At 54.7% G+C, this 25,747-nt stretch carries 20 protein-coding genes; all 20 read left to right on the top strand.

Annotated elements, in window-relative coordinates; all coding sequences use genetic code 11:
- Positions 1–17: 17 nt before the first annotated feature.
- The 20 genes from A0251_RS08495 (at position 18) to A0251_RS08590 (ending at position 25,629) form a co-directional block, all read left to right on the top strand.
- Positions 18–1,118 (top strand): glycosyltransferase, encoded by a 1,101-nt coding sequence (locus A0251_RS08495; protein WP_062816431.1) that lies wholly within the window; start codon positions 18–20, stop codon positions 1,116–1,118.
- A 13-nt stretch (positions 1,119–1,131) separates the two neighbouring features.
- A complete protein-coding gene (locus A0251_RS08500) occupies positions 1,132–2,022 on the top strand; it encodes a sulfotransferase (RefSeq protein ID WP_062816432.1) in 891 nt (296 codons plus the stop codon).
- On the top strand, positions 2,022–3,143 hold the full coding sequence (locus A0251_RS08505) for a glycosyltransferase (protein WP_062816433.1): 1,122 nt from the start codon (positions 2,022–2,024) through the stop codon (positions 3,141–3,143). Before A0251_RS08500 ends, A0251_RS08505 begins: the two co-directional genes overlap by 1 nt.
- The gene (locus A0251_RS08510; RefSeq protein WP_062816434.1) at positions 3,130–3,945 is read left to right on the top strand and encodes a sulfotransferase family 2 domain-containing protein; all 816 of its coding nucleotides are present in this window, start codon (positions 3,130–3,132) and stop codon (positions 3,943–3,945) included. Before A0251_RS08505 ends, A0251_RS08510 begins: the two co-directional genes overlap by 14 nt.
- The gene (locus A0251_RS08515; protein WP_082810810.1) at positions 3,942–5,024 is read left to right on the top strand and encodes a glycosyltransferase family 4 protein; all 1,083 of its coding nucleotides are present in this window, start codon (positions 3,942–3,944) and stop codon (positions 5,022–5,024) included. Before A0251_RS08510 ends, A0251_RS08515 begins: the two co-directional genes overlap by 4 nt.
- Complete coding sequence (locus A0251_RS08520) at positions 5,021–6,019, top strand: glycosyltransferase family 4 protein (RefSeq protein WP_062816436.1); 999 nt, start codon at positions 5,021–5,023, stop codon at positions 6,017–6,019. The genes A0251_RS08515 and A0251_RS08520 overlap by 4 nt, the downstream gene beginning before the upstream one ends.
- Positions 6,020–6,046: 27 nt before the next feature.
- Positions 6,047–8,026, top strand: coding sequence for an asparagine synthase (glutamine-hydrolyzing) (gene asnB / locus A0251_RS08525; protein ID WP_062816437.1), 1,980 nt, complete (start codon positions 6,047–6,049; stop codon positions 8,024–8,026).
- Between the two features lie 25 nt (positions 8,027–8,051).
- Complete coding sequence (locus tag A0251_RS08530; protein ID WP_062816438.1) at positions 8,052–9,092, top strand: EpsG family protein; 1,041 nt, start codon at positions 8,052–8,054, stop codon at positions 9,090–9,092.
- A gap of 18 nt (positions 9,093–9,110) precedes the next feature.
- A complete protein-coding gene (locus A0251_RS08535) occupies positions 9,111–10,214 on the top strand; it encodes a glycosyltransferase family 4 protein (RefSeq protein WP_062816439.1) in 1,104 nt (367 codons plus the stop codon).
- A 19-nt stretch (positions 10,215–10,233) separates the two neighbouring features.
- Positions 10,234–10,983 (top strand): YdcF family protein, encoded by a 750-nt coding sequence (locus tag A0251_RS08540; protein ID WP_062816440.1) that lies wholly within the window; start codon positions 10,234–10,236, stop codon positions 10,981–10,983.
- 396 nt (positions 10,984–11,379) lie between these two features.
- Positions 11,380–12,465 carry a UDP-N-acetylglucosamine--undecaprenyl-phosphate N-acetylglucosaminephosphotransferase gene (gene wecA, locus A0251_RS08545; RefSeq protein ID WP_062816441.1) on the top strand — a complete coding sequence of 362 codons (1,086 nt, stop codon included), beginning with the start codon at positions 11,380–11,382 and terminating at the stop codon, positions 12,463–12,465.
- 1,314 nt (positions 12,466–13,779) lie between these two features.
- Positions 13,780–15,207: an MBL fold metallo-hydrolase gene (locus A0251_RS08550; RefSeq protein WP_062816601.1), complete on the top strand. Its 1,428-nt coding sequence runs from the start codon at positions 13,780–13,782 to the stop codon at positions 15,205–15,207.
- 319 nt (positions 15,208–15,526) lie between these two features.
- Entirely contained in the window at positions 15,527–17,299 is a 1,773-nt protein-coding gene (locus tag A0251_RS08555; protein WP_062816442.1) for an SLC13 family permease, read from the top strand.
- A 182-nt stretch (positions 17,300–17,481) separates the two neighbouring features.
- Positions 17,482–17,820 (top strand): four helix bundle protein, encoded by a 339-nt coding sequence (locus A0251_RS08560; RefSeq protein ID WP_062816443.1) that lies wholly within the window; start codon positions 17,482–17,484, stop codon positions 17,818–17,820.
- A gap of 92 nt (positions 17,821–17,912) precedes the next feature.
- A complete protein-coding gene (gene cysC, locus A0251_RS08565) occupies positions 17,913–18,524 on the top strand; it encodes an adenylyl-sulfate kinase (RefSeq protein ID WP_062816444.1) in 612 nt (203 codons plus the stop codon).
- A gap of 177 nt (positions 18,525–18,701) precedes the next feature.
- Positions 18,702–20,135, top strand: a complete 1,434-nt coding sequence (locus A0251_RS08570) for an MBL fold metallo-hydrolase (protein ID WP_082810811.1) — start codon at positions 18,702–18,704, stop codon at positions 20,133–20,135.
- Positions 20,136–20,186: 51 nt separating this feature from the next.
- Entirely contained in the window at positions 20,187–21,107 is a 921-nt protein-coding gene (gene galU / locus A0251_RS08575; protein WP_231874201.1) for a UTP--glucose-1-phosphate uridylyltransferase GalU, read from the top strand.
- The gene (locus A0251_RS08580; protein ID WP_062816446.1) at positions 21,108–22,394 is read left to right on the top strand and encodes a nucleotide sugar dehydrogenase; all 1,287 of its coding nucleotides are present in this window, start codon (positions 21,108–21,110) and stop codon (positions 22,392–22,394) included.
- The gene (gene pgi, locus A0251_RS08585) at positions 22,394–24,043 is read left to right on the top strand and encodes a glucose-6-phosphate isomerase (RefSeq protein ID WP_231874203.1); all 1,650 of its coding nucleotides are present in this window, start codon (positions 22,394–22,396) and stop codon (positions 24,041–24,043) included. Before A0251_RS08580 ends, pgi begins: the two co-directional genes overlap by 1 nt.
- A gap of 215 nt (positions 24,044–24,258) precedes the next feature.
- Complete coding sequence (locus A0251_RS08590) at positions 24,259–25,629, top strand: phosphomannomutase/phosphoglucomutase (RefSeq protein ID WP_062816447.1); 1,371 nt, start codon at positions 24,259–24,261, stop codon at positions 25,627–25,629.
- The last annotated feature ends 118 nt before the right edge of the window (positions 25,630–25,747 follow it).

The raw sequence follows: 25,747 nt of genomic DNA on the forward strand, positions 1-25,747 counted from the left end.
TTTTTTGGTTTGATTTTATGTCTGCTGTGAAAGCGAAAATATTGTTCTTCTATTTCGGTGATGAAAATTTCCGTTATGGTGTGGCCCAAGTTTATTTGCATGTTCTTAATGGTCTGGATAAGAGCAGGTTTGAGCCCTATCTTGTGGTAACCGGGCGTTTGGCTTCTCCGATTCATGGCTTGAGTGAGGATGTGCATGTTGTTGAGCTAAATAAGCCAGGCCTGAAAAAATCATTCTTCTCCTATGTCGCTACGATCAGAAAAATCAAACCAGATGTGATCGTATCCGCAATGGAGCACCCCAATGCAATCTCTGTGCTTGCTAGATGGCTTTCCGGTGTGAAAGCCAAGTTAATCTTGACCTCACATGGTGTTCTTTCTGCGCGAATTGCACATATGTGGAGAAAAAAAGAAGGGCTGATCATTTCGACGGCTGTAAAGGTATTCTACCCATTCGCTGATCATTTGGTCGGCGTTTCCAGGTATGTACGTGACGATCTTTTGAAATTTACAAATAAGCTTCCCCCCTCTTCTGTAATTTACAATCCTGTTTTTCCCGAGAGGGTGGGGCGGGAAATATTGCCAGCGGAGAAAGAAAAAGGGCTAATAGTCACTTCATCCAGGTTGGCTGCCTTGAAATGTATTGATGAAGCTGTCAGGGCACTTCAATACCTTGATGAGGGTTACCGTCTGGTTATTTTAGGTGATGGCCCTGAACAGGCACGTCTGCAGACCCTTGTCGGACAGCTTGGGCTCAAACCGCGTGTAGAGTTTGCAGGCTATGTAGACGATCCATTTTACTGGTACCGTTTAGCAGAGATCCTTGTGCTTCCATCAATGTGGGAAGGTTTTGGTAATGTGTTAATTGAGGCCATGTCCTGCGGTTGTCAGATTGTTGCAAATTCTCAGGCTGGTGCGCCATCGGAGGTACTATGTAATGGGGAGTATGGCTTCTTGTATGAAGGTGGAAATGCTGAGTCGCTTGCAAACAATGTTTTGAAGGCGAGATCTGAGCCAAAGGATCGTCAATCTTTGATTAACTATGCGTCTGAGTTTACTGATGTGCGTGTGGCGCGCCAGTATGAGCAGTTATTTGATTCTCTTCTAATGGATGCCTGATTCCGGAAAAAAAATGGATTTCTTTATAGTTGGCTACCCTAAGGCTGGCACTACTTCTTTATATGAATATATGAAAAGCAACCCGATGTTGTTTTTTCCTGAAGTCAAGGAGCCGCATTATTTTACCCGGGATTATCCAGGCTGCCGAGTTGTTGACACCTTTGATCAATACATGAGTCTTTATCAAGCGGCGTCTGAACAGCAATTAAAAGGTGACGCTTCTGCATCTGTTATTCATTCTGACTTTGCACTTGATGAGATCATTAATAAGTTTCCCGATGCAAAATTCATTGTCATTCTGCGTGATCCGGTAGCTGCATTTGTCTCCTTTCATGGTGAATTGCTTCATAACCTTAATGAGGCTGAGCAAGATATCGAACGGGCTTGGTACCTGCAAGAAGAGCGAGCTAAGGGGGAATGTATTCCGTCTACTTGCTTAGAGCCTGGTTTTCTACAGTATAAAAGTGTTTTCAACTATCGGTCTCAGCTGCCTGCGTTTTTTGATAAGGTTCCTGAATCACAGCGGCTTGTTCTTATTTTTGAAGAGTTCTTTGCCGATCCTCGGTCAGGATATCTTCAGGTGCTCGACTTTCTCAAAATTAAGGATGATGGACAACTTAATTTTGCTGCAAAGAACACGGCACGAAAGCACCGATTCCGAACACTGGCTGAAATCCACAAAAAACTGGTTAACGGCAACAGCATTTTTTATCGCTGGGCTAAGGCAGTACTTTCCTTCCTTGGTGTCCACCCTTCGTCACTGATCGCCCGTTTTAATCAAGTTCCAGGAGGAAAGCCTGAATTAAGTACCAAGTTTAAAGGTGAGCTTGAGCAATATTTTCAAGCGGATATTGATGCTGTCGAAAAGTTGCTTGGTCGACCCGTTGATAGTTGGAGGAAGTAGTGGCTCGCATTGGTATCATCATCTATTCCCTTGCCGGGGCTGGCGCAGAAAGGGTTTCCATCAACCTTGCTCATGAGTTTGCTGCAGCTGGGCATCAAGTTGACTTTGTTTTGGCACAGGCCGGGGGGGAACTTTTTGATGAGGTGCCAGTGGGGGCGTCTTGCATTGTGGCATCCCAGCCTCGCGCTGGAGGATGGCGATCCGCCATTCGCGGTTACATTGATCAGCAATCGCCGGATGTTCTGTTGGCAATGATGGAAGGGGCTGGCGTTCTGGCTATACAAGCAACAAAGGGTAGATCTGTCCCTGTCTATGTCGTTTCTCATGTGCACTTTTCTCGTCACTGTCGCCAGTCGCCAAGAATAAAGGAGCGATGGTTAATGCCTATGGCAGCTCGCTGGTATCTGCCGCGTGCAGCCGGCGTTATCGGCGTTTCCCGTGGGGTGGCAAGTGACATTCAGCGTTCAGCCAAACTGGATCCTGGCCGTGTCCACTCGGTTTATAACCCGATTCTTTCAAACGATTTCTTCCTGAAGGTTTCTGAGCCCGTAGAGCATCCTTGGTTCGCGCCTGACCGTAACTGGTTAAATGTTATTACTGTTGGCAGGCTTACTGCTCAGAAAGATCATGATACTTTGCTTGCCGCGATTGCGATGGTGAATCAAAAAAAGCCTGTTCGCCTTATGGTTTTCGGGCAGGGTGAGCGGTTGGAGGAGTTGCAAGCCCTTTGCGACCACCTGGATATTCAAGCCATTGTTGAATTTTCTGGTTATGACGCTAATCCCTATAAATATATTGCACGCGCAGATGTCTTTGTATTGTCATCCCGCTGGGAGGGATTTGGCAACGTTCTTGTGGAGGCCTTGGCATGCAGGACGCATGTTATTTCCACAGATTGCCCTAGTGGGCCCAGTGAGGTTCTTGATAATGGGGTTTATGGGGTCTTGGTGCCGGTTAATGATCCTGTCAGGTTATCTAACGCAATTATTGAGTCTGGCCGGAATTTGATTTGCCATGCCAATCTTGATGCTCATCTTGAAAAGTTTATGTCTTCATCTGTGGCCCGTCAGTACCTTGAATTTATGGACCTGGATGGTGGAGGTGAACATGCCCGTGATTAAAAGAGACAGACCTATAACTGCCCTTCTGAGGAGGGGAAAGGTGATGACGGGCCATTCATTTTACTTGCCAACCGAGGCTCCTCATTTTCAGGTGAAAATTGATGATGAGTGGTTTGTATTCTGTACAATTCACAAGAATGCATCTTCTTCGATTCGTCGCTTGATTGAAAATGCGTCGAAGGTTAAAAGGGACGATGAAGAATCAATATTTCACTTTCTTTTTGTTAATCATCTTGCTCGATCCGTTGGCGATATTAATAAATCACGCAATGTAATGGCATTTGTTCGTGACCCTGTTGAGAGGGTGGTTTCGTGCTACCAAAACAAGTTTATTCAGCGACAGGGCAATAGAACTATTTTCAAGGATTACGGGGATGTGATGGGGAAGGGGGCTGAATTCGCCACTTTTGAGCAGTTTGTTGAAGGTTATATTGATCGCTGTTTTAATGGTAAATCGACGGTAAACAAGAAGCATGACCGTCATATTTACACCCAGCATCAGCAGTTGCTCCCCTTGAATTACGATATTGTGGCACGTGTTGAGCAGTTTGATAGTGTCTTGAAGAGTGTGGGGGTATCTCATTATCTCCCCCAAGGGCGTGAAAACTCAACTTCAGGAAAGGAATCCTTTCCTGGAGCTGCCTCTATCTCTGCTGATATTCTACATCAGCGTTATTTGTCAACTGGAAGGACTCCTGATCGGGATTCACTTTTGACCCCCAGGCTGGTCGATAAAATTAAAGATCTGTATCACGATGATTTTCTGTCGTTTGGGCATCTTTTTGAGGTTGGGGCGCCGTGAATCTGCTTTTTGTGATCGGAGACATTTCTTCCTCTGGCGGCACAGAGCGCGTCACAACGGAAGTTGCTGCGGCACTGTCTGATGCTGGCCATCAGGTGTCTGTTCTTAGTCTTTTTGGTCCTGCAAACCCCTGGTTTGACCTCCCTGAAACTATTTCTGTCAAGGCTGCAGGTCTAAAGCCTGCAGGTAGCAATTTGTTTCGTGCTGCTGCGATATCACGTTGCTTGTATCAGGCTGCTGTTCGTACTGAAGTCGATGCAGTGATTCTGGTTGACTCTATTCTTTTTGCTTTTTGTGTTCCTTGGTCCCTATTTTCTACGGCAAAAATTGTGTGCTGGGAACATTTTAATTTGTCTACCAGTCATGGCACCTCCATGCGAAGTCTGGCCCGCTTAGCCGCTTCGCGCATGTGTGACAAGGTCGTGGTCCTTACGGAGCGCGATGCAGCGGCCTGGCGTGCCAAGTACCACATTTTCGACCGTGTGCAATCAATATGGAATCCCATACCTCGCTTTTCTGCATACCAATCATCACCTGGCGATCAGGAACCACGCATTGCCTTGGCAGTGGGTCGACTGGCTCCAGAAAAAGGTGTTGATGTTCTATTGAAGGCCTGGAAGAAATTGGGCGATGCCAGAGAGGGGTGGGTATTACGTATTGTGGGGGGAGGCGTGGAAGAAGCCTCTCTCAAGGCTCTTGCTGATGATCTTGAAGTTACTGAATCTGTTGTTTTTGTTGGCCAGGTTCGCGATGTGGCCGCAGAGTATCGCGCTGCCTCCTTGTATGTGATGAGCTCTCGCTGGGAGGGGCTACCCATGACTTTGCTTGAGGCGCAACATTTTGGCTTGCCCAGTGTTTCAACCGACTGTATGACAGGACCTAGAGAGGTTCTTTCCTGCAATAACGGGATTCTTGTCAAGGAGGAAGATCCTGTGGATCTTGCCCGTGGAATGGCCAGATTGATGGCTTCCCCTGCGCTGCGTCAGGAGCAGGGAGCGGCGGCGCGAGAGAATGCCAGCCGTTATGCGACTTCCAGCATCTCCAGGCAGTGGGAAGAAATGCTGGAGCGCTTGCTATGAGGGCTGTCCATCTGGTTCCCTATGATGCGGTTGGTGGTGTTGAGGTTGCTGCGAGAAGCATTGCTGATGGTACTTATGATGACCTCACATTTTCCCGATTGTATCTTGCGGATAAACAGAGAAATGAAAGTGAGAACCAGCCTGGTGTTTATTTTCGCGCGCTCGGGCGGCTCCTCAGATTGAAGCCGGACCTTGTTATCGCCTCATTATGGCGCTGTTGCGCGGTTCTTGTTTTTTACAAGCTGTTCCGGCCCCGCGTCAGAGCTGTGACCTTTCTTCATTCAGCCTGCACAGTCCACTGGCTTGATTTTATCTTGAACTACTTTTCTATGTGCCTTTCCAGCGAGATTTGGGCTGATAGCTTGTCTACTCTCAATGCTCGTGTGCCTGGCCGCTGGCACCGGAAGGCGAGAGTTATCTCATTTCTGGTTGATCGCGTTTCTCCCGTTCAACGGATGACCCCGAAACCGCGCTTTGTATTTTGGGGAAGATTGCACTCCATGAAAGGTCTTCACAGGGCCCTAGCCTTTTTTCATGAGGTTCAGGAAGCTTTTCCCGCTGCGTCTTTTTCCATAATAGGCCCTGATGATGGTGAATTAGCCTTTCTCCGACAGCTGATTGTTGAAAGGGGCATACAGAATGTTGATTTTCCCGGTAGCATGGATCGTGAGGGTATCTTCCATTTCACTAACAATTGTTCTTTTTATCTACAAACCAGCCTTGATGAAGGCATGGCCATGTCCGTGGTGGAAGCCATGCAATTGGGACTAGTGCCTGTGGTGACCCCGGTGGGGGAGATTCCGCGTTATTGTCAGGATGGCCACAATGCGGTGCTGGTCCATGATGATGAGAGCGCGGTTAGATCTGTCTTGCGGTTGCTTGATGATCCTGAGGAATATCAGCGGCTTTCTCGCAATGCGGTTCAAACCTGGCAGGACAAACCCTTATACCGTGATGATGTGCTGGAGGCTTGCAGGCATGTTCTTGCGGTCTAATCGCCCAGTTTCCTCGAGAGTTACCCCATGTGCGGCATAGTAGGCTTGATAAACCCGCCTGCTGCGGTTGGAGGACGGGAGTTGGCTTCCACGGTGCAGTCCATGGCGGAGACGATCATTTCCCGTGGGCCGGATAGCCAGGGTGTGTGGGTTGATGACGAAGCAGGCCTGGCGCTTGGGCATCGGCGATTATCTATTGTTGACCTGACTGAAGCCGGGCATCAGCCCATGGTGTCTCCCTGTGGCCGCTATGTACTGGTCTTTAATGGTGAGATCTACAATCACCTTGCGCTTAGATCAGTGATTGAAGCGCGAGTGGAATCGCCGGCTTCCTGGCGAGGGCATTCGGATACTGAAACGCTCCTTGTCTCTTTTGCAGTACAAGGCGTTGAGGCAACGTTAAGCGCGGCCAGTGGGATGTTTGCACTGGCTTTGTGGGATCGCCATGAACAATGTTTGACCCTTGCACGGGATCGTTTCGGCGAGAAGCCGCTCTATTATGGCTGGGTGGCCGGCGGGTTTGTGTTTGCCTCAGAGTTGAAGGCGCTGCATGCAGTGCCCGGCTGGCAGGGCGAACTGGATAATTCGGTTGTTGAAAACTACCTACGCTATGGTTGTGTAGGCGGTTGTCGCAGCATCTTCCGGGATGTATTCACGCTTTCTCCGGGGGCAAGACTCACGTTATCACGGTCCGAGCTTGCTTCGGGGGTACGCCCTGTCCCCTCTATTTGGTGGTCGTCCACTGACGTGGCCAGCGAGATGCTCGACGCGCGAGAGACGCAACCAGCCACATCAGAAGAGGTGGAATCCGTCCTGCAGGGTGCGGTGGGTCGCATGATGGAGGCGGACGTGCCGCTTGGGGCTTTCTTGTCTGGTGGCGTGGACAGTTCTTTGATTGTTGCCCTAATGCAGAAACAGGCCGCTCGCCCGGTGAAGACATTCTCTGTTGGCTTTGATGACCCGCGTTATGATGAATCCAGCCATGCGGCGGCCGTGGCTGCTCATCTGGGTACTGAACATACCACTTTACGCGCTACTGCCGGGATGGCGCTGGATTTTGTGCCCCGATTGCCGAAGCTGTACGACGAGCCGTTTGCGGATTCCTCACAGCTCCCCACCTGTCTGATAGCCTCTCTGACCCGTGAGCATGTCACCGTAGCGCTGAGTGGTGACGGCGGGGATGAGATGTTTGGTGGTTATAACCGTCATCTATGGGGGCCACGTGTTTGGTCGAAAGTCTCCGGTTTACCATTTGTCGTTAGACATGCGTTGGGTGGCCTGATCAGGACGGTTTCATCAGGTGGCTACGACAAGCTGATGCAGGCTGCATCCCGGGTGATGCCTTCCCGGTTTCAGGTGCGAACGTTTGGCGAAAAGCTCTACAAGCTGGCTGACGTGTTGTCCTGTGATTCATTCTCTGCCCTCTATACCGACCTTGCTTCCATGAATCGGCATCCTGGTGAGTTTTTGAATGTGAATTCCACGCAGACAAGGCCTGAGGCTATTGATCTAACGGCGTTTGCGGGTTTCAGCCAGGCTGAGTGGATGATGCTGATGGACACCCTGACCTATATGGTGGACGACGTGCTGGTCAAGGTGGATCGAGCCAGTATGGCGTCCAGTCTGGAAGTCAGGGCACCGTTTCTCGATCCGGAGGTATTCAAGACTGCATGGCGATTGCCTGTTACCCAGCGAGTGGCAGAGGGAGAGGGCAAACGGGTATTGCGTGATATTTTGTATCGGCATGTGCCCCGTGCCTTGATTGAGCGACCGAAAATGGGCTTTGCGGTACCGTTGGATGAGTGGTTGCGTGGCCCTCTGCGGGAGTGGGCCGAGTCATTGCTGTCTCCGCAGGCGTTGTCTCAGCTTCCCATGCTGGATAGTAAGGCTGTGCAACGCTGTTGGCAGGCCCATCTGCAAGGTAAGGGGCACCATGCTCAACAGCTGTGGGCAGTCTTGCAGCTTGTTGCGTGGGCCGGACATTGGCGGCCAAGGGTGAGCGCATGAGACTTGTCCATTTCAGGAGCCATTAATGTTGCCCTATTGGTTTTTCTTTCTGATGCCGGCGAGTGTGCTTTTGCTGAATCAGCCTGCGAATGCTCGCTCAAGGCAACTCGCCTGGGGGGCAATCTGGCTTTTCTTTACTTTGGCCATTGGCCTTCGCCATCAGGTGGGGGGGGACTGGTTTGCCTATAGCCGAATACTGGATCAGCAATCACTGAAGTCATTGTGGGAGGTCCTTCAGGGCGAAGACCCGGGTTATCACTTGCTTTGCTGGGTGGTTGCCCAGTCCGGTGGGGCTATTTATTGGGTTAACACCGTTTGTGGCATGCTGGTGATGGCTGGCCTGGTGCGGTTTTGTCGCACGCTGCCGTTACCCTGGTTGGCGCTTGTAGTGGCGGTGCCGTATCTGATTATTGTTGTTGGCATGGGATATTCCCGCCAGGGCGCCGCTTTAGGGCTGTTGATGCTGGGGCTGGTGTCGCTCCGGAACGGAAAGATGGCCGGTTTCATATTCTGGGTTGTGCTGGGGGCTACTTTCCACAAGTCGGCGGTTCTGATGCTGCCGGTTGCCGCCCTGGCGTCCACCTCCAATCGAATATGGAGCTTTGTATGGGGGGGCGTGATTTCTCTGGCGGCTGCCTATTTGTTTGTCTTTGACTCTGCGGATCGCCTCTGGGCCAATTATGTAGAAGCGGATATGCAATCCCAGGGGGGGATGATCCGTGTTTTGATGAACGCGGTGCCCGCTGCAATATTCCTTTTGCTTCACCGGTCTTTCGAGTTGAAGCCCAATGAGCGAAAGCTCTGGTGGTGGATGTCGGTTTTGTCGATGGTATGTGTTCCGTTGGTGGCTATTTCTTCTACCGCCACTGATCGTGTGGCGCTATACCTGATTCCGGTGCAGCTGTTTGTCTTCTCGCATCTGCCGTTTATTTCCCGAGATCCACGGTTTCGAGGGTTAATTACGATAGGGATTATCGGGTATTACGCGCTGGTGCAGTTTGTCTGGCTGGTTTTTGCTACGCATTCCTTCTTCTGGTTGCCTTATCAGACCCTGTTTTCTGCTTAAGCTGCCTTGGTGAGTTGTATGGATACGGTTTTTCTCACGTCGAACACCTCCTGGTACCTGTATAACTTCCGCAAAGCCACTATCCGTGCCTTGCAGGACAAAGGATATTCAGTTGTATGTCTTTCCCCGCTGGACGAGTTCAGTGCGCGACTTGAGGATGAACTGGGTGCCAAGCATGTGGCTCTGCCTATGGTGGGTAAGAGCACTGGGCTTGTGCAGGAAATGCGGAGCTTGCTGTTTATCTGGCAGACTTTTCGGCATTATCGGCCTGTATTCGTATTCAATTTCACCATCAAGCTGAATCTGTATGGTGGCTTGGTCTGCAACATGCTGCGCATTCCGTTTGTCAACAATATCTCTGGCTTAGGTACAGCCTTTATTCATGATTCCTGGCTATTCCGTCGGGTGCGGCAGGTTTATGGCTTGGTGAATCGCCGGGCACGCCATTTGTTCTTCCAGAATGAGGAAGATTTGGCGGTATTTCGGGATGCAGGGTTGTTGGGAAAGACCCCAATGACATTGTTGCCCGGTTCCGGGGTAGATCTGGACCACTTTGCTTTTCAGTCATTGCCAAAAGAGACAAGCATCACCTTTGTAATGATTGCCCGGCTGCTGGGAGATAAGGGCGTACGCGAATATGCCGGAGCCTGTCGTTTGCTCAAGGAAAGGGGCGTTGCTGTCCGCTGTCTGCTGGTGGGGCCGTTGGGTGTGAGTAACCACAGTGCGGTCAGTGAAGAGGAAGTGGCGGGTTGGCAGGGTGACGGTATTCTCGAGTATCGCGGTGCAACCGACGATGTGCGCCCGGTGATTGCGGAATCCCATGTGCTGGTGTTGCCGTCCTACCGTGAAGGGATGCCAAGAACGGTGCTGGAGGCGGCGGCCATGGGGCGGCCTTCTATCGTGACGGATGTGCCGGGTTGTCGGCAGGCCATTGAAGCTGGCAAAACTGGCTGGCTTTGTGAGGCGCGTAGTGCTGAATCTCTTGCAGAGCAGATGTTGAAATTCATCGCAATGAGAGAAGAAGACCGGCAGCAGGCGGGAGTGGCGGCTCGTGCGCGGATGGAAGCCTCTTTCAGTGAGGCGCGGGTGGTCCAAGCTTATCTCGATTGCCTTGCCGGTTAATACAGCATAGGCATTATTCATGTACATCCTTTCCAAATTTGTCATTGCCCTTATTTCTCCGCTGGGTGCTTCGTTGTTTCTCGGTGCCGTCGCGGTGCTTCTTGCGTTAAGCAAGTGGCGTCGTTTCTCTTTGCTGCTGGGTTTGCTGGCTTTGGGGTGGTTGTGGGTGTGGTCGCTGCCGGTTGCCAGTGACCGGTTGCGTGCCACCCTGGAGGGACAGTTTCCTCCCGTGACGATCTCGGCCCTGCCAGTGGTGGACGCGATTGTGGTTCTGGGGGGCGGTGTGACCCCGCCTTCGATGGGTAGTGACATGCCTAATCTTGAAGGCGGTGCTGACCGCGTGTGGTTTGGCGCCAGGTTGTTTCATGCGGGTAAGGCGCCGTTGGTGGTGCTGAGTGGCGGCAGTGATCCTGAATACAGTGCATTTTCTGAGGCTGAGTCCATGGCTCTGTTTATGGTGGCCTTGGGGGTGGAGCGCGATGTGTTGCTCCTTGAGTCTGCCAGCCGTAATACCACCCAGAATGCGGTGTTTACTTCGGCTCTCCTTGCTGAGCGTGGCGTTAATCAGATTCTGCTGGTGACGTCGGCCCTGCATATGCCCAGGGCGCTGGCACGGTTCGAGGAGGTGGGGATGACGGTGATCCCAGCGTCGACAGATCATGAGGTGTTACACCGGCCGGGATGGCAGCGCTGGCTGCCGGGCACCAGGGCGTTGGATGGCAGCGCACGGGCCATGAAGGAGTGGGTGGGGGTTTGGGTTGGGCGGTGATAAAACAGCTGCGGGCTGGCAGCTTTGAGCTTTGAGGTAGGGGCTACAAGTTACAAGCTTCAAGCTGCAAGGAAGGGCAAGGTCAAAAGATCGCCTGCAGGCAGGCTCCTACGGGGTAGGCTTTGGGGCGGGATGGTCTTTTGGGGTTAGTGTTGGTTACTACTATTTTCTGGTTTTTCAGATTTTGTGCTTCTTTACCTCATTTAGGGGATACGTTTCTAGCCTTGTGGCTATACAATTGCTGTAATTTTTTCGTCATTGAGTAGTGGTTCACTGTTCTGGCGATTAGAATCGCGTTGGTTTTTTTGGAATTTGGGTCTGGGCTGTTGTCTTCAAGAAGAGGGACCTTCTCTTGAGCCCGGTCTTTTTTGCCACCTAATTGATTAGGTTTTGTACATGGAAGCTGCCGGCACATCTCTTCTTTCGGGCGTTTTTGCCTTGATTTCTTTGCGGATGCTGATGCCCTTTGCAGTGAAATTCCGCCTTGTGGATAAACCCGATCAGCGTAAATTGCACAAAGGTGCGGTGCCCCTGGTGGGTGGTTTGAGTGCCTTCGTTGGGGTGTTTCTGGGCTTTCTGCTCGGCATGCCGCTGACCTCCGGTTACCTGATTTTCCTGCTGTGCGCCTCGGTGCTGGTGGTGCTCGGCGCCGTGGATGACGCCCGGGATATCTCTGCCAAGTTCCGTCTGTTTGCCCAGGTCGTGCTGGGCGCGGTGCTGGTGTATGGCTCCGGGGACTCTCTGGAGTCGTTTGGCAATCTGGTGGGGCTGGGGGTTATCGAGCTGGGCGTTTTCGGGCCGTTGGTGTCCATTGCCGCCGTGATTGGCGCCACCAATGCCTTCAATATGATCGATGGAATTGATGGCCTGGCTGGCAGCCTCTCGCTAATTGCCTTGTTGTCGTTGGCACTGTTGTTTTCGGTATCCGAGGGGCACGAGGCGGGTTTGGCGTTGTCCCTGGGCCTATCCTGTGCCCTGATTCCTTATTTGATGGCCAACCTTCGAATTCCACCGTTCAAACGCCGTATTTTCATGGGCGATGCGGGCTCCATGTTCATCGGTTTTGCCATTGTGTGGCTGATGATTCAGGGGGCGCCACTGGAAGGGGCGGCTTTCCGTCCGGTGACTGCGCTGTGGTTGATTGCGCTGCCGCTGATTGACATGGTGGCCATCATGGTACGACGTGCGCGCAAGGGGCAATCGGTAATGAACCCGGATCGTGAGCATTTGCACCATATCTTCATGCGCGCTGGTTTCTCCGATCGCCAGGCCTTGGTGCTGATTTCCTTTGTGGCCATGCTGTTTGCTGGCTTTGGTCTTCTGGGTGAATTCTTCCAGATCCCTGAGTGGGTGATGTTTGCGGCTTTCGCAATGGTGTTTGCCCTGTATGACTATGCCTTGGGCAGGGTATGGCGCTTGCTGGCTCTGTTCCGGCGTGGCTGGTCTACGAAGATCACTTCCAGATTGAAGGTACAAAGATGACCTGAAGAAGGCTGGCTCTTCAGGGATGGTTCTCTTTGGGAGATTCAGCTTGTTGAACGAATGTGGTGCCAGATTTTCGGTCAGCAAGCTGAATCTCCCACAAGTAATGTCCATGATGATCGTGGGGTTTCGGTAGAGGTTTGGTCTTGAGGTGTGAAACCCCGTTTCATGGCTAAGCGCCCATCTCCAGTTCCGGCCTTGGTGTCATGGGTTTCATTCGGTTATGGCGGCTTTTTCGTCTTCCCCTTTTAGCCATCAAGTTGGCTTTCCTGCAAGCCAATATTCCTCCAGAGGCCCTGCCTTCCAGGTGGGTCCCGCTGTCTTTTTTCCCCGGTTTGCTGTCTTTTGCGGTCGCACCCGGCGGGCATAGCAAGCGGTGGCTCCTACAACAGGCTGCCATCTGACACACCTGTGGGAGCGTGCCTGCACGCGATGGGGCATTTCCAACCGTACCATCGTTTGCTGGCAAACTCCCACAGGGTAAGCCTCGATCCCGTGGGAGTGGTGGCTCCACCGCGTGGGGTTTGATACAGCCTTTGGGATCGCGATGTTGGGTGCAGCTCATTCCCGTAAGAGCAGCTCCACCATTCAGGGGCTGATCTTCTGCTGGAAATAAGCTCCTCCCTTTGGGGAATGGGCGGGCAGGGGAGTAACCCTTAAGCTGTTGTCGTTGTGCCAGGAGCCGGGGCGGGGCATGGAGTCAGGGATCATTGTCTGGCCTGTTCGTTCAGCAAGCTGAATCTCCCACAGAGAATGCGTGCTGGCGGGAACGGCACAGGGTGCTACAAGGCGATGCAAAAGCTGTGGAGGCCTTGCTGTAGGAGCGTCGCTGGCGGCGCGATGATTGAGGTCGTTTCGTGCCGCAGGTTACCTGTGGAACACCGTCCTCACTCTCCAGCGGTGAGAGCTTGGTTGCACGTGGTGGGGCCAAATGGGTCATGTAGATTCGCTTGCAAGCAAGCTCCCACAAAGGCAAGGGTTTCCTTTTTTAGGAGCGGCAGCTCCGCTGGAAAAAAATGCGTGGATTGCGGCCGGGCGCGGGGCGCATAGTTAGCGCCGCTCCTTCGGGTGAGGCTGTTCACTTTGGTAGTGGTTTTGGCTTTTGTGGGAGCTTGCTTGCAAGCGAAGCCCTTGTTTATGGCGCCGTTTTGCGTGCAAGCATGCTCCAGCAGAAACCAGGATCGGCGGAGATGGGCATGCGCCCATTTCCGCCCTACGAAATACAGCATGAACATGGATGTGAGTAGCAGCGGTCACGTTTGCGCGTGTTTTGCGTGAGGTGTGTGGTTGCTGAATGAAACGGGGTTTAAAGACATGGATCGTCGTGATGCTGCCCTGGAGGGGGCGTTTCCGTATGTGGTGCACCACGGTGCGGTGCAGGGGGTGACGGGTTCTGCCCATGAGTGGGTGGTGAGTGAGTCGGCCTCGGTGCTGATTGACTGTGGGTTGTTTCAGGGCCGTGATGTGGGCCCGGATGGCGCGTCCGCGTCGGATCTGTCCATCGATTTTGATATTTCCCGCATTCAGGCAGTGGTGTTGACCCATGTGCATATTGATCACGTGGGGAGGCTGCCGTGGCTGTTTGCGGCGGGCTATGACGGGCCTGTGTTCTGCAGTGAGCCCTCCGCGCGGCTACTGCCCATTGTGCTGGAAGATGCGTTCAAGCTGGGCATCAGTCGCCAGCCGGACCGGGTTGAGGCTTTTTTGACCCTGCTGGAACAGCGGCTGGTGGAGGTGCCCTATGAGAAGTGGCAGCCGTTGCCGCTGGCGGAGGAGTCCGCCTTCATTCAGTTGCTGCCAGCGGGCCATATTCTGGGCTCGGCGTCGGTGTCATGCCGGGATTCGCAGGGGCATGTGACGGTGTTTTCCGGTGATCTGGGGGCGCGGCTGGCACCGATTCTGCGCTCTGCCCAATCGCCTTACCGGGCAGATTGCCTGGTGCTTGAGAGCACCTATGGGGATCGGCTGCATGAGGGCCGTGCGGCCCGTTCTGCTCGCCTGGAACGGGCCCTGGTGCGGGCCATGGAAGACAGAGGCACATTGCTGATTCCGGCCTTCAGCATTGGCCGTACCCAGGAGTTGCTCTACGAGCTTGAGGGGTTGATCCACAAGCACCGTGACAAGGCCATCAACCCGGATCTCGACTGGGATGAACTGCCCATTGTGCTGGATTCGCCGCTGGCCAGCCGGTTTACCCGGGTGTACCGGGAACTGGATGCCTTTTGGGATGAGGAAGCCCGGGAGCGGCTGGATGAAGGGCGCAGGCCGCTGGGGTTTGAGCAGCTGCTGACGGTGGATGATCACGATGCCCATATGCGCATGGTGCGGCATCTGGCGGACAGTGCCCGGCCGGCGGTGGTGATTGCCGCCAGTGGCATGTGTGCCGGTGGCCGCATCATGAACTATCTCAAGGCCATGCTGGGGGATGCCCGCCATAACCTGCTGTTTGTGGGGTATCAGGCCTGGGGGACGCCGGGGCGGGCGATTCAGCAGGAAGGCCAGGGCGGGGAGGTGGAGCTGGATGGCGAGCGTTATTCGATTTCGGTGCCGGTGACGTCGATCAGTGGCTATTCCGCCCACGGGGATCAGCAGGATTTGCTGGATTTTGTGGGCGGGATGCAGGAATTTCCCACTGAAGTGAGGGTGGTGCATGGCGATGGTCATGCCAAGGCCGGGCTCAAGGCGGCGCTGGAGGCGTGGTATGGGCGTTGGGGGCTGGAGGTGAGGGTGTGGTGTCCTTGAAGAGCAGCTGCGAGCTTCTGGCGGCTAGCTTCGAGGTGAAGGCGTAAGAGAGCTTCAAGCTACAAGCTTCAAGCCGCAAGGAAAATCAAAGGCCAAAGCGGGAGGGGCCGTCTAAGGGTGGGCTTATTGTGGGAGTCTGCTTGCAGACGAAGATTTTGGCTATTCGCGTGCAAGCACGCTCCCACAATGGCCCGGTGGATGGGATGGTCGCGCTCTTTCCTTATGCCAATATCGAATCAATAACCCCTTCTTATATCTCTTTTTCGCTGTAAAATGCGGCAATTATTCTTTTATGTGTTTCGCCGGAAGGATTCGCTGAGTGAGCCTGGATATTCTGATAACCCTGCTGATTGTGGCCTCTGTGTTGGGCGCGTTGGCGACCAATCGTGTGCCGGCGGATCTGACCATGATGGCCGCGCTAGTGGCAGTGCTGGTGGCGGGGATCGTTACCCCCGGCGAAGCGCTGTCCGGCTTTGCCAACCCGGGTTTGATGACCATTGCCGCCCTGTATGTGGTGGCCGCCGCGCTGCGGGATACCGGGGCGATTTACTGGGTGGCCCATCGTTTGCTCGGGCAGCCCAAATCTGTGTTTTCCAGCCAGCTGCGGCTGATTGCGCCTGCTTCTCTGCTCAGTGCCTTCCTCAATAACACTACCGTGGTAGCGATGATGATTCCGGCGGTGCAGGAGTGGGCCCAGCGATTGAAGCTGTCGGCGTCCAAGTTGCTGTTGCCGTTGAGCTATGCGGCGATTCTGGGCGGTACCTGTACCCTGATTGGCACCAGTACCAACCTGGTGGTGGATGGGTTGGTGCAGGAGAAAGGCCTGCCGGCATTCGGCATTTTCGATGTGGCCTGGGTGGGCATTCCGGTGCTGCTGGGTGGCGGGCTGTTCATGCTGTTGGTGGGCCGTTATCTGCTGCCGGAGCGTGAGGGCATGGTGGCCCAATGGGAACATGGCCGCGAATACCATGTGGAAATGCTGGTAAGTAAGGGCAGCCCGCTTGCGGGCCGTTCCATTCAGGACGCAGGGTTGCGTAATCTGACTTATGGGTATCTCACCGAGATCCAGCGAGGCGAGCGCCTGTTCCCGGCGGTGGGGCCGGAGATGACCCTGCAGGAAGGGGACCTGCTGGCTTTTGTCGGGGTGCCGGAATGTGCCCGTGAGTTGCAGCGAATCAATGGTCTGCAGGCGGCCCATGGCGGTGCGCACAAGCTGGCTTTGAATAATCACCAGCGGCATCTGGTGGAAGTGGTGTTGAGCCCGGAGTTTCCGGGTATCGGTAAGACGGTAAAAGAAACGGGCTTCCGTACCCGTTACCAGGCCGCCATTCTCAGTATCAGCCGCAGCGGCCAGCGGCTGCCCGGCAAGGTAGGGGAGCTGGTGCTGAAGGTGGGCGATACCCTGCTGCTGGAAACCGGTGAGCAGTTTGTGGAGCAGTATCGCTACCGCCGGGATTTCATGCTGGTCAGTCCGCTGAAGGATTCCACGCCACCGGATTTCCGCCGCGCACCGGTTGCTGTCGGGGTGCTGGTGGCCATGGTGATGGCCAATGTGCTGGGGCTGGCATCGACCCTGGAAGCCGCCATGCTGGCCGCTGGCCTGTTGCTGGTAACCCGCTGTGTAACAGTAAACCGCTCACGCATGAACGTGAGTGTGAATCTGCCAGTGCTGGTGGTGATCGGTGCCTCTTTCGCACTGGGACGCGCCATGGAAAGCAGCGGTGCTGCCGCCTGGATTGTGCAGCAGGTGATCCCGGACAGTGGGCTTTCGCCTTGGCTGGCGCTGGTGATTGTCTACCTGCTGACCGCCATGTTCACCGAAATGATCACCAATAACGCTGCCGCCGTTCTGGTCTTCCCCATCGCCCTGGGGGTAGCAGAGCAGTTGGGCGTCAGCCCCATGCCTTTCATCGTTGCGGTCATGTTCGCCGCCTCAGCAAGTTTCATGACCCCACTGGGCTACCAGACCAACCTGATGGTCATGGGCCCGGGCGGCTATACCTTCCGCGATTACCTGAAAATCGGGTTTCCGATGAGTGTGGTGGTGGCGGTGATTACGTTGGCGGTGATACCCCTTGTCTGGGGGTTCTAGCTACGAGCTACGAGCTACGAGCTACGAGCTACGAGCTACGAGCTACGAGCTACGAGCTACGAGCTACGAGCTACGAGCTACGAGCTACGAGCTACGAGCTACGAGCTACGAGCTACGCTCGTTGGATAGAGAGATTGGGAAAAGTTCCTAAGGATGGGGGCTTGAGTGGAATAGGTGCAAGGATGCGTTTGGAAAACTTGGAGATATGGCGGCGCTCGGTGGATCTTAGTGTGGAGATTTACCGGCATTTCGCAGGGCATCGTGATTTCGGTTTCAGGGATCAGATCACTCGCTCTTCGTTGTCTCTGCCTTCTAATATTGCCGAGGGCTTTGAGAGAGCGTCGGAGAAAGAGAAGGCTTTGTTTTTGAACTACGCGAAAGGCTCGGCTGGTGAGTTGAAAACCCAGCTAATCATTGGCAGCAGGATTGGGTATATACCTGATGCGATGAGCAAGAGGTGGGGAGATGAGGTCGATCAGCTATCAAGAATGCTCTTTGCGATAATGCGAAAACTGAAGTGAATTTGAGGCTCCGGGCCGAAGGTCCGGTTGTGTTTTTCTAGCAGCTAGAAGCTCGTAGCTCGCAGCTACTCTTCGAAAACAGAGAGGTATATATGTCTTCCCCGTACCAAGAAAAAGCGAACGAATCCAAAGCCCACGTGGTGTGGCATGAGTCCAATGTGACCAAGGCTGACCGTGCCAGGGTGAAGGACCAGAAACCGAAGTGTATCTGGCTGACGGGGCTGTCTGGTTCTGGCAAGTCTACGCTGGCGAATGCGCTGGAAGTGGCGCTGACTGAGCAGGGTAAGCATACCTATCTGCTGGATGGCGATAATGTGCGTCATGGCCTGAACAAGAATCTGGGCATGAGCGATGAAGACCGTACCGAGAATATCCGTCGTGTGTCCGAAGTGGCCAAGCTGATGGTGGATGCGGGCCTGATCGTGGTGACGGCGTTTATCAGCCCGTTCCGTGCGGACCGGGATTCTGCCCGTGCGCTGTTCGAAGACGGCGAGTTTGTCGAGGTGTTCGTGGACGCGCCCCTGGAAGAGTGCGAGAAACGCGACCCCAAGGGCCTGTACCAGAAGGCACGCCAGGGCATCATCAAGGAATTTACCGGTATCGACAGCCCCTACGAGGCGCCCGAGAAGCCGGAAGTGGTGATCAACACCGCCGAGAACGATATCGAAGCCTGCGTGAAGCAGCTGATCGCGGCGATTGCTTAACACCCTGTTGAGGGTGGTTTCTGCTGGGTCTGTTTATCGCGGTCGAACGACCGCTCCCACGGTAGCTATTCCTTCCCCTGTGGGAGCGGTCGTTCGACCGCGAAAATCTCTCAGACCCTAAGGCGCCTGAAATCCTGCATGGCGCTGTGAATCGTCCCCGGTTTTGGAACACAAGACATGGATAGTCTCCGGAGCCAGGATGGCTCTTTCCCCCACATCCTTCACCACGGTGCTGTCAGCGGCGTCACCGGCTCTGCCCATGAGTGGGTGGTGAGCGACAGCGCGTCGGTGCTGATCGATTGCGGCCTCTTTCAGGGGCGGGATACCGGGCCTGGTGGCGCCAGCGCCGGGGAGCTGGCCATCGATTTCGATATCTCCCGGCTCCAGGCGCTGGTGCTGACTCATGTGCATATCGACCATGTGGGCCGGGTGCCATGGCTGCTGGCCGCCGGGTTCCAGGGGCCGATTTATTGCAGCCTGCCTTCGGCAAAACTGCTGCCCATTGTGCTTGAAGATGCGTTTCGGCTGGGTATCAGCCGTCAGCCAGTTCAGGTGGAGCGCTTTCTGAAAGTGCTGGAGCAGCGGCTGGTGCCGCTTCCCTACGACCATTGGCAGGCCATTGAGTGTGCGGATGGTAGTGAGGCCGAGATCTGCCTGCAGCGGGCGGGCCATATTCTTGGCTCCGCCTATGTGTCCTGCCGATACCGTGGTGATCATGTCACGGTGTTCTCCGGTGATCTGGGGGCTTCCCATGCGCCGATCCTGCCGCCGCCGGCGTCTCCCGAGGGAGCGGATGTGCTGGTGATTGAAAGCACCTACGGGGACCGCCGACATGAGGGCAGGGAAAGCCGGCGCCAGCGGCTGGAAGCCATGCTGGTGCGTGCCCTGGCAGACAAGGGAACCTTGCTGATCCCGGCTTTCAGTATCGGGCGCACCCAGGAGTTGCTGTACGAGCTCGAGGAGATCATCCATGAGAACCGGCAGCACGCCATGCACCCCTTCCTGGATTGGGATGAACTGCCCATTGTGCTGGATTCGCCCCTTGCCAGCCGTTTCACCCAGGTCTATCGAGAGCTGTCACCTTACTGGGAAGACGAAGCCCGTGATCGGTTGGCTGAGGGGCGTCGCCCATTGGAGTTCGATCAGCTGTTGACGGTAGACGACCATGAGGCCCATATGCGCATGGTGCGCCATCTGGCTGACAGTGCCCGGCCGGCGGTAGTGATTGCTGCCAGCGGCATGTGCGCCGGTGGCCGTATCGTCAATTATCTGAAGGCGATGCTGGGCGACCAGCGCCACAATGTGCTGTTTGTGGGGTATCAGGCTGCGGGGACTCTGGGGCGTGAGATTCAGCGGGCCGGGCAGGGTGGTCGGGTGCGCTTTGACGAGGGCGAAGTCGACATTCAGGCCGGTGTGGACTCCATTAGTGGCTATTCTGCCCATGCAGACCAGCAGGATTTGCTGGATTTTGTCTCTGGTATGGCTCGGTGGCCGTCAGAGATTCGGGTGGTGCATGGGGATGGTGGGGCGAAGCGGGTGCTGCGCCAGCGGCTCAGGGATTTATATGAGGTGCACGATTTTTCTGTCAGCATTGAGTGCCCGGTTGAATAGGTGACTTGCCGGGGGTCTGGTGGGCTGGTTCTTGTTTGCTTGTTCCCTATAATGAGCGCAATTCGTAAGGATGCCGAAGGCTGTTTGTTTATGCCCGTTACTAAAGCTGTTTTACCTGTCGCCGGCTTCGGCTCTCGTATGTTGCCGGCTTCCAAGTCTATCCCCAAGGAAATGTTGCCGATCGTGGATCGTCCGGCAATTGAATATGTGGTGAAGGAGGCGGTACGGGCAGGTATCAAGGAAATCATTCTGGTTACGCATTCCTCCAAGAGTGCGATAGAGAACTATTTTGACAGCCAGTTTGAGCTGGAACATCAGCTGGAAGCCAAGGGTAAGGACAAGCTGTTGGCTGAAGTGCGGGCTATTCTCCCGTCTGATGTCAATGTCATTGCGGTGCGTCAGCACCAGGCGTTGGGCTTGGGGCATGCGGTAGCCTGCGCCGCGCCGGTGGTGGGCCGGGAGCCGTTTGCGGTTTTATTGCCTGACGTGTTGGTGGATTGTGACGGTGGTGCAGAGGATCTCCGTGCTATGGTGGATCGCTTTGATGAATCCGCCGCTGCCCAGATTATGGTAGAAGAGATACCCCGCGAACGGGTGGATCAATATGGGATTGTCGCGCTGGAAGGGGAGGCTCCGGCCTGTGGTGAATCCGCCCCTGTGACTGGAATTGTGGAAAAGCCCCCGATCAGTGAGGCCCCGTCACGTTTGTCTGTGGTAGGGCGCTATGTGCTGCCAGCGGAAATCATGACCATTTTGAAAGAGACGCCGCCGGGGGCGGGGGGTGAGATACAACTGACTGATGCGATTGATACTCTTTTACAGAGAGCCACCGTTGAGGCCTATACCATGCAGGGCAAGACCTTCGATTGTGGTAGTAAGGCGGGTTATTTGCAGGCGATTTTTCATTATGCGGCTAAGCATCCTGAGCTAGGCGAGCAAGCTCGGGCAATGATGTCAGAGGCGGCAAAATAAATGCAAATATGTGTGTATGGCGAAACCCTCTGTGCGCAGGTGACGGCGATAGCCATGGCGCAGACCGGGCACCAGGTGCACTGGTGCGTCACAGAGCCCAGTGCCTGGGCGTCCCTGGAGCAGGGGGGCGCGTTATATACGGAACAGGGGTTGCACTTTTTACTTGAGGAAGAGCGCCGCTCCGGGCGTTTGGCGTATCGTTTTATTGAGGATGAGGCAGAGTTGCTGCCCGATGCCCCTGTGGTGTTTTTGTCGTTGTTGCCGGGACAAGAGGATGTAGCGGACCGCATTATTCGCGAGCATGCTCAAAAACCGGCTTGTCAGTTGGTTGTGAATCAGACCATGGGGCCGGTGGGGGCGTCAGAGCGACTACGAGATCTGCTTAAGGAACTGAATAGCCTGGCCTGGCTGGTGGCCTTGCCGGATCTGATCCAGGAAGGTAATGCTCATGATACCTTTATCAGACCAGACAACATCTTGTTGGGCTGCGAGGAGCGGGAAGCGGAAGTTCTGATGCAGGAGCTGCTGCGGCCCTTCAATCGTCGCAAGAATGTCATTCAGGTGATGACATTGCGGGAGGCGGAATTCGCCAAATTGGCAATCAGCGGTATGTTGGCCACGCGTATCAGTTATATGAACGATATGGCGTATCTTTCGGAGTCCATGGGCGTTGATATTGATGTGGTGCGCACGGCGTTGGGGGCGGATCCGCGTATTGGCAATGCCTATTTGTACCCCGGTTGCGGATTTGGTGGGCCAGGTTTGAGCAGTAACGTACTGACTCTCGCCAGTGCGCTGCATCAGAAGGATCCGGAGCCTGGGTTACTGGACCAGGTGCTGCGCATCAATGAGCGGCAGAAAGAGATCCTTTTTCGTAAATTTTGGCAGTATTACCAAGGTAATGTGAGTGGGTGTCGGGTGGCGATTTGGGGTGTTGCCTTCAAACCGGGTACCCACCGCGTGGATAATGCCCCTATTCTCAAGGTGATTGAGGCACTATGGGCTCAGGGTGTGGAAGTTGCTGTACATGACCCCCAGGCCTTGCCGGAGTTGGTCCGCTGGGCTGAGGGTAAAGGCAGGCTTGAGGTGTTCCAGGATCCATATCAGGCGGTTGAGGGTTCGGATGCCTTGATGTTGGTGACGGAGTGGAAATGCTATTGGAGCCCGGATTGGGCACTTTTGAAGTCAGCGATGCGTCAGCCCCTGATTTTGGATGGTCGAAATATCTACAGCCCGGACTTTGTTAAGGATCAAGGGCTCGTTTACAGAGGGATTGGGCGGGTTTGATGATGGTTTCGAAGCAGGTCTCTCCTGCGACCGGTGCGATCTGGTCAAAGCTTGAACAGCAAGCTGCAGAAGAAAAGCAGCAGCATCTGGCAGATTGGTTTACGACGGACCGGCAGCGTTTTAAGCGCTTAAGCTTGGCGGATTGCGGCTTGCTGGCGGATTTTAGCAAGCAGCGCCTTTCCCCTGATACCCGTGATTTACTGCTTGCGCTGGCCGACGAGCGCCAATTGCGGCTTTGGGTGGATTCCCTGTTTGCTGGCCATGAAGTTAACTGTACTGAGGGGCGCTCGGCCCTCCATTGGCGGTTGCGAGAACCGGTGGGGCAGGGCGACGCTGAGGTGCATGCCCAGTTGGATGCCATGGAAGGCATGGTCGAGCGAATTCTCACCGGGCAATGGCGTGGTGCGTTGGGCGACCCTATAACCGATGTGGTGAATGTTGGGGTCGGTGGTTCTGAGTTGGGGCCACTAATGGCGGCCTTTGCCTTGCAGAGCCAGGTGCCACCGGAAGGGCAGAGGCGTCCACGGTTACACTTTGCCTCCTCCATGGATGGCAGCCAGATTTCCCAGGTGCTGCAGGATCTTAACCCGCGTACCACCCTGGTTTTGGTGTCGTCCAAATCTTTTACCACTGTGGATACCCTGCATAATGCCAACACTGCCCGCCGTTGGCTGGCTCGTGGGCTGGGGGTGGCAAGGGATGATAAAGCCATGATGCGTTGTCACTTCATTGGTATCTCCTCCAGTGTGGAAAGGATGGCCGAATGGGGCATCGATGGGAAAAACCAACTGCTGTTCTGGGAATGGGTGGGTGGCCGCTATTCCATGTGGTCGGCTATTGGTATGCCCATAGCCTTGACTGTGGGTATGGCGGCCTTCCGGGATATGCTGGGCGGCGCTTATTGTATGGATGAGCACTTCCGTACCCGACCCTGGGCAGAGAATATTCCGGTGGTGCTTGGCCTGATTGATGTATGGAATATCAATTTTCTGGGGATTACTGCCCGGGCCGTGTTGCCCTACGATGGCCGACTGAAGCATTTGCCGGCCTATCTTGAGCAGCTGGAGATGGAATCCAATGGCAAGAGTGTGTCGCGCTCTGGCGAGCCTGTGGAATACCACACCTGCCCGGTGATCTGGGGCGAGGTGGGACCAAATGCCCAGCATGCTTTTTTCCAGCTGTTGCATCAGGGGACCCAGCCAGTGGCTTGCGAGTTCTTGATGACGGCGCGTCGTTATACCGAATCTATCCATTCCGATGCTGCTGAGGAGCTGGAAGGCCAGCACCACCTTTCCAATGCCAACTGTCTTGCTCAGTCCCGTCTGCTGGCTCTGGGTGAACAGGCCCTGGACCAGAGAGTCGCTTTGCCCTCATACAAGCGCTACCGCGGCAATCAACCGAGCACCACTCTGGTTCTGGATGATCTTTCACCTCGTACTCTTGGCGCCCTGTTGGCCATGTATGAACACAAGGTGTTCGTACAGGCAGTGATCTGGGGGATTAATCCCTTTGATCAATGGGGAGTCGAGATGGGGAAAGTGATCGCTACGGATATGCTGGGTGTGTTGGCAAACCCTGCTGGCGCGACGGGGCTGGATGCCTCATCACTGGCGCTGGCCGCGCATATCGCAGGATTACAGAAAAACTGAACCTCGTGTATGGAGCGGTTGATGATCGTGCATGAGTCATTATCGACTAGACGGGCCGGAGCAATTAGAAATTTGGTAGGTTTTTGTGGGGGCAAGCTGGAGCGCCCGCTTTTGCAGCCTCTGCCTGCCTTGCCTTCGCTAGTTGATGCTGATTTGCGTACCATTGTCTCCCCCGCACGTCAGGATGTGTGCCACCACTTCAATACGGGAACACCATGAATCTCTCTATCCCCACTTCGATTTTCCGTGCCTATGATATCCGAGGTATCTATAACGACACGCTGACGGATGGAGTGGCGTATCTGATTGGCCGTAGCATCGGCTCAGAGGTGTTGGCACAAGGGCAGGACAGCATTGCCTTGGCCCGTGATGGTCGCCTGTCGGGCCCGGTGTTGCTGCAAGCCTTGAGCGATGGCATCCGTTCTACCGGATGCCATGTGGTGAATGTGGGGATGGTGCCGACCCCCGCACTGTACTTCGCCACTTATAATATCGAGAGGTTGAACTCCGGGGTGATGCTGACGGGTAGCCACAACCCGGGTAACTACAACGGGTTCAAGATCGTGATCAATGGCACCACGCTTTCTGGAGATGCGATTCAGGCCCTGCGTGAGCGTATTGAGGCGGGTAATTTCGCCGAGGGCGAAGGCACTTATCGGGAGCAGGAGATTCTCGAGCTGTACGAGCAGACCTTCCTGAGCAGGCATTCGCTGGCCAAACCGATGAAGGTGGTAGTGGATTGCGGTAATGGTATTGCCGGGGTGCAGGCGCCGCAGGCGCTGGCGGCGCTGGGCTGTGAGGTGGTGCCACTGTTTGCCGAGGTGGATGGTACCTTCCCCAATCATCACCCGGATCCGGGTGACCTGAAAAACCTGCAGGATTTGATTGCCACGGTGAAGGAGGAGAAGGCAGATCTTGGCCTGGCATTCGACGGGGATGGCGACAGGGTAGGGGTGGTGACGCCCGCTGGCGAAGTCATTTATCCGGATATTCTGCTGATGGCGCTCGCGGAAGACCTGGTCAGCCGCCATCCTGGGGCAAAAGTCATTTTCGATGTGAAGTGTACCGGTGCCTTGTTTGATGTAATTCGCGACGCCGGCGGTGAGCCGGAGATGTGGCAAACCGGTCATTCATTGATCAAGGCCCGCATGAAGGAAACCGGAGCGCTACTTGCCGGGGAGATGAGTGGTCATATTTTCCTGGGCGAGGACTGGTTCGGGTTTGATGACGCCCTGGTGGCCGCTGCCAGGATACTGGGTATCATCAGCCGGACAGAGGGGGGCGCGGAGGCCCTTTTCGGGCGTTACCCGGTGCTGTGCACGACCCCGGAAATCAATATCAATGTGACGGACGAGAACAAATTCCGTATCGTGGAATATCTGCAGACGAATGCGGAGTTCGGCGAAGGCGAGCGCCGCGTCATTGATGGTATCCGTATGGATTATGCGGATGGCTGGGGCCTGTGCCGGGCGTCCAATACCTCGCCCAAGCTGGTCTTGCGCTACGAGGCCGTGAATGAAGATGCCCTGGCGCGAATTCGTGACTTGTTCGAGAAGAATGTGAAAGAGGCGATGGCGTCTGCATAGCAATGCGCATGCATTTTCTCAAACAGAGGGCCCCACTGGGGCTCTCTGTGGTTTGGTTACCCTTGAATCTGTTGCTTTGTCAGGTCGGCAGATTTGAAGAACTTCGAAGAATCGGAAG

The sequence above is a fragment of the Alcanivorax sp. NBRC 102024 genome (genome assembly GCF_001602235.1).
Lineage (GTDB): Bacteria > Pseudomonadota > Gammaproteobacteria > Pseudomonadales > Alcanivoracaceae > Alcanivorax.

Coding starts and splice junctions, on each gene's coding strand:
- A0251_RS08580 (WP_062816446.1), top strand. CDS start 21,108: ATGCAAATATGTGTGTATGGCGAAACCCTCTGTGCGCAGGTGACGGCG.
- A0251_RS08510 (WP_062816434.1), top strand. CDS start 3,130: ATGCCCGTGATTAAAAGAGACAGACCTATAACTGCCCTTCTGAGGAGG.
- asnB (WP_062816437.1), top strand. CDS start 6,047: ATGTGCGGCATAGTAGGCTTGATAAACCCGCCTGCTGCGGTTGGAGGA.
- A0251_RS08570 (WP_082810811.1), top strand. CDS start 18,702: ATGGATAGTCTCCGGAGCCAGGATGGCTCTTTCCCCCACATCCTTCAC.
- A0251_RS08550 (WP_062816601.1), top strand. CDS start 13,780: ATGGATCGTCGTGATGCTGCCCTGGAGGGGGCGTTTCCGTATGTGGTG.
- A0251_RS08520 (WP_062816436.1), top strand. CDS start 5,021: ATGAGGGCTGTCCATCTGGTTCCCTATGATGCGGTTGGTGGTGTTGAG.
- galU (WP_231874201.1), top strand. CDS start 20,187: ATGAGCGCAATTCGTAAGGATGCCGAAGGCTGTTTGTTTATGCCCGTT.
- A0251_RS08500 (WP_062816432.1), top strand. CDS start 1,132: ATGGATTTCTTTATAGTTGGCTACCCTAAGGCTGGCACTACTTCTTTA.
- cysC (WP_062816444.1), top strand. CDS start 17,913: ATGTCTTCCCCGTACCAAGAAAAAGCGAACGAATCCAAAGCCCACGTG.
- A0251_RS08530 (WP_062816438.1), top strand. CDS start 8,052: ATGTTGCCCTATTGGTTTTTCTTTCTGATGCCGGCGAGTGTGCTTTTG.
- A0251_RS08495 (WP_062816431.1), top strand. CDS start 18: ATGTCTGCTGTGAAAGCGAAAATATTGTTCTTCTATTTCGGTGATGAA.
- A0251_RS08560 (WP_062816443.1), top strand. CDS start 17,482: ATGCGTTTGGAAAACTTGGAGATATGGCGGCGCTCGGTGGATCTTAGT.
- A0251_RS08590 (WP_062816447.1), top strand. CDS start 24,259: ATGAATCTCTCTATCCCCACTTCGATTTTCCGTGCCTATGATATCCGA.
- A0251_RS08535 (WP_062816439.1), top strand. CDS start 9,111: ATGGATACGGTTTTTCTCACGTCGAACACCTCCTGGTACCTGTATAAC.
- wecA (WP_062816441.1), top strand. CDS start 11,380: ATGGAAGCTGCCGGCACATCTCTTCTTTCGGGCGTTTTTGCCTTGATT.
- A0251_RS08540 (WP_062816440.1), top strand. CDS start 10,234: ATGTACATCCTTTCCAAATTTGTCATTGCCCTTATTTCTCCGCTGGGT.
- pgi (WP_231874203.1), top strand. CDS start 22,394: ATGATGGTTTCGAAGCAGGTCTCTCCTGCGACCGGTGCGATCTGGTCA.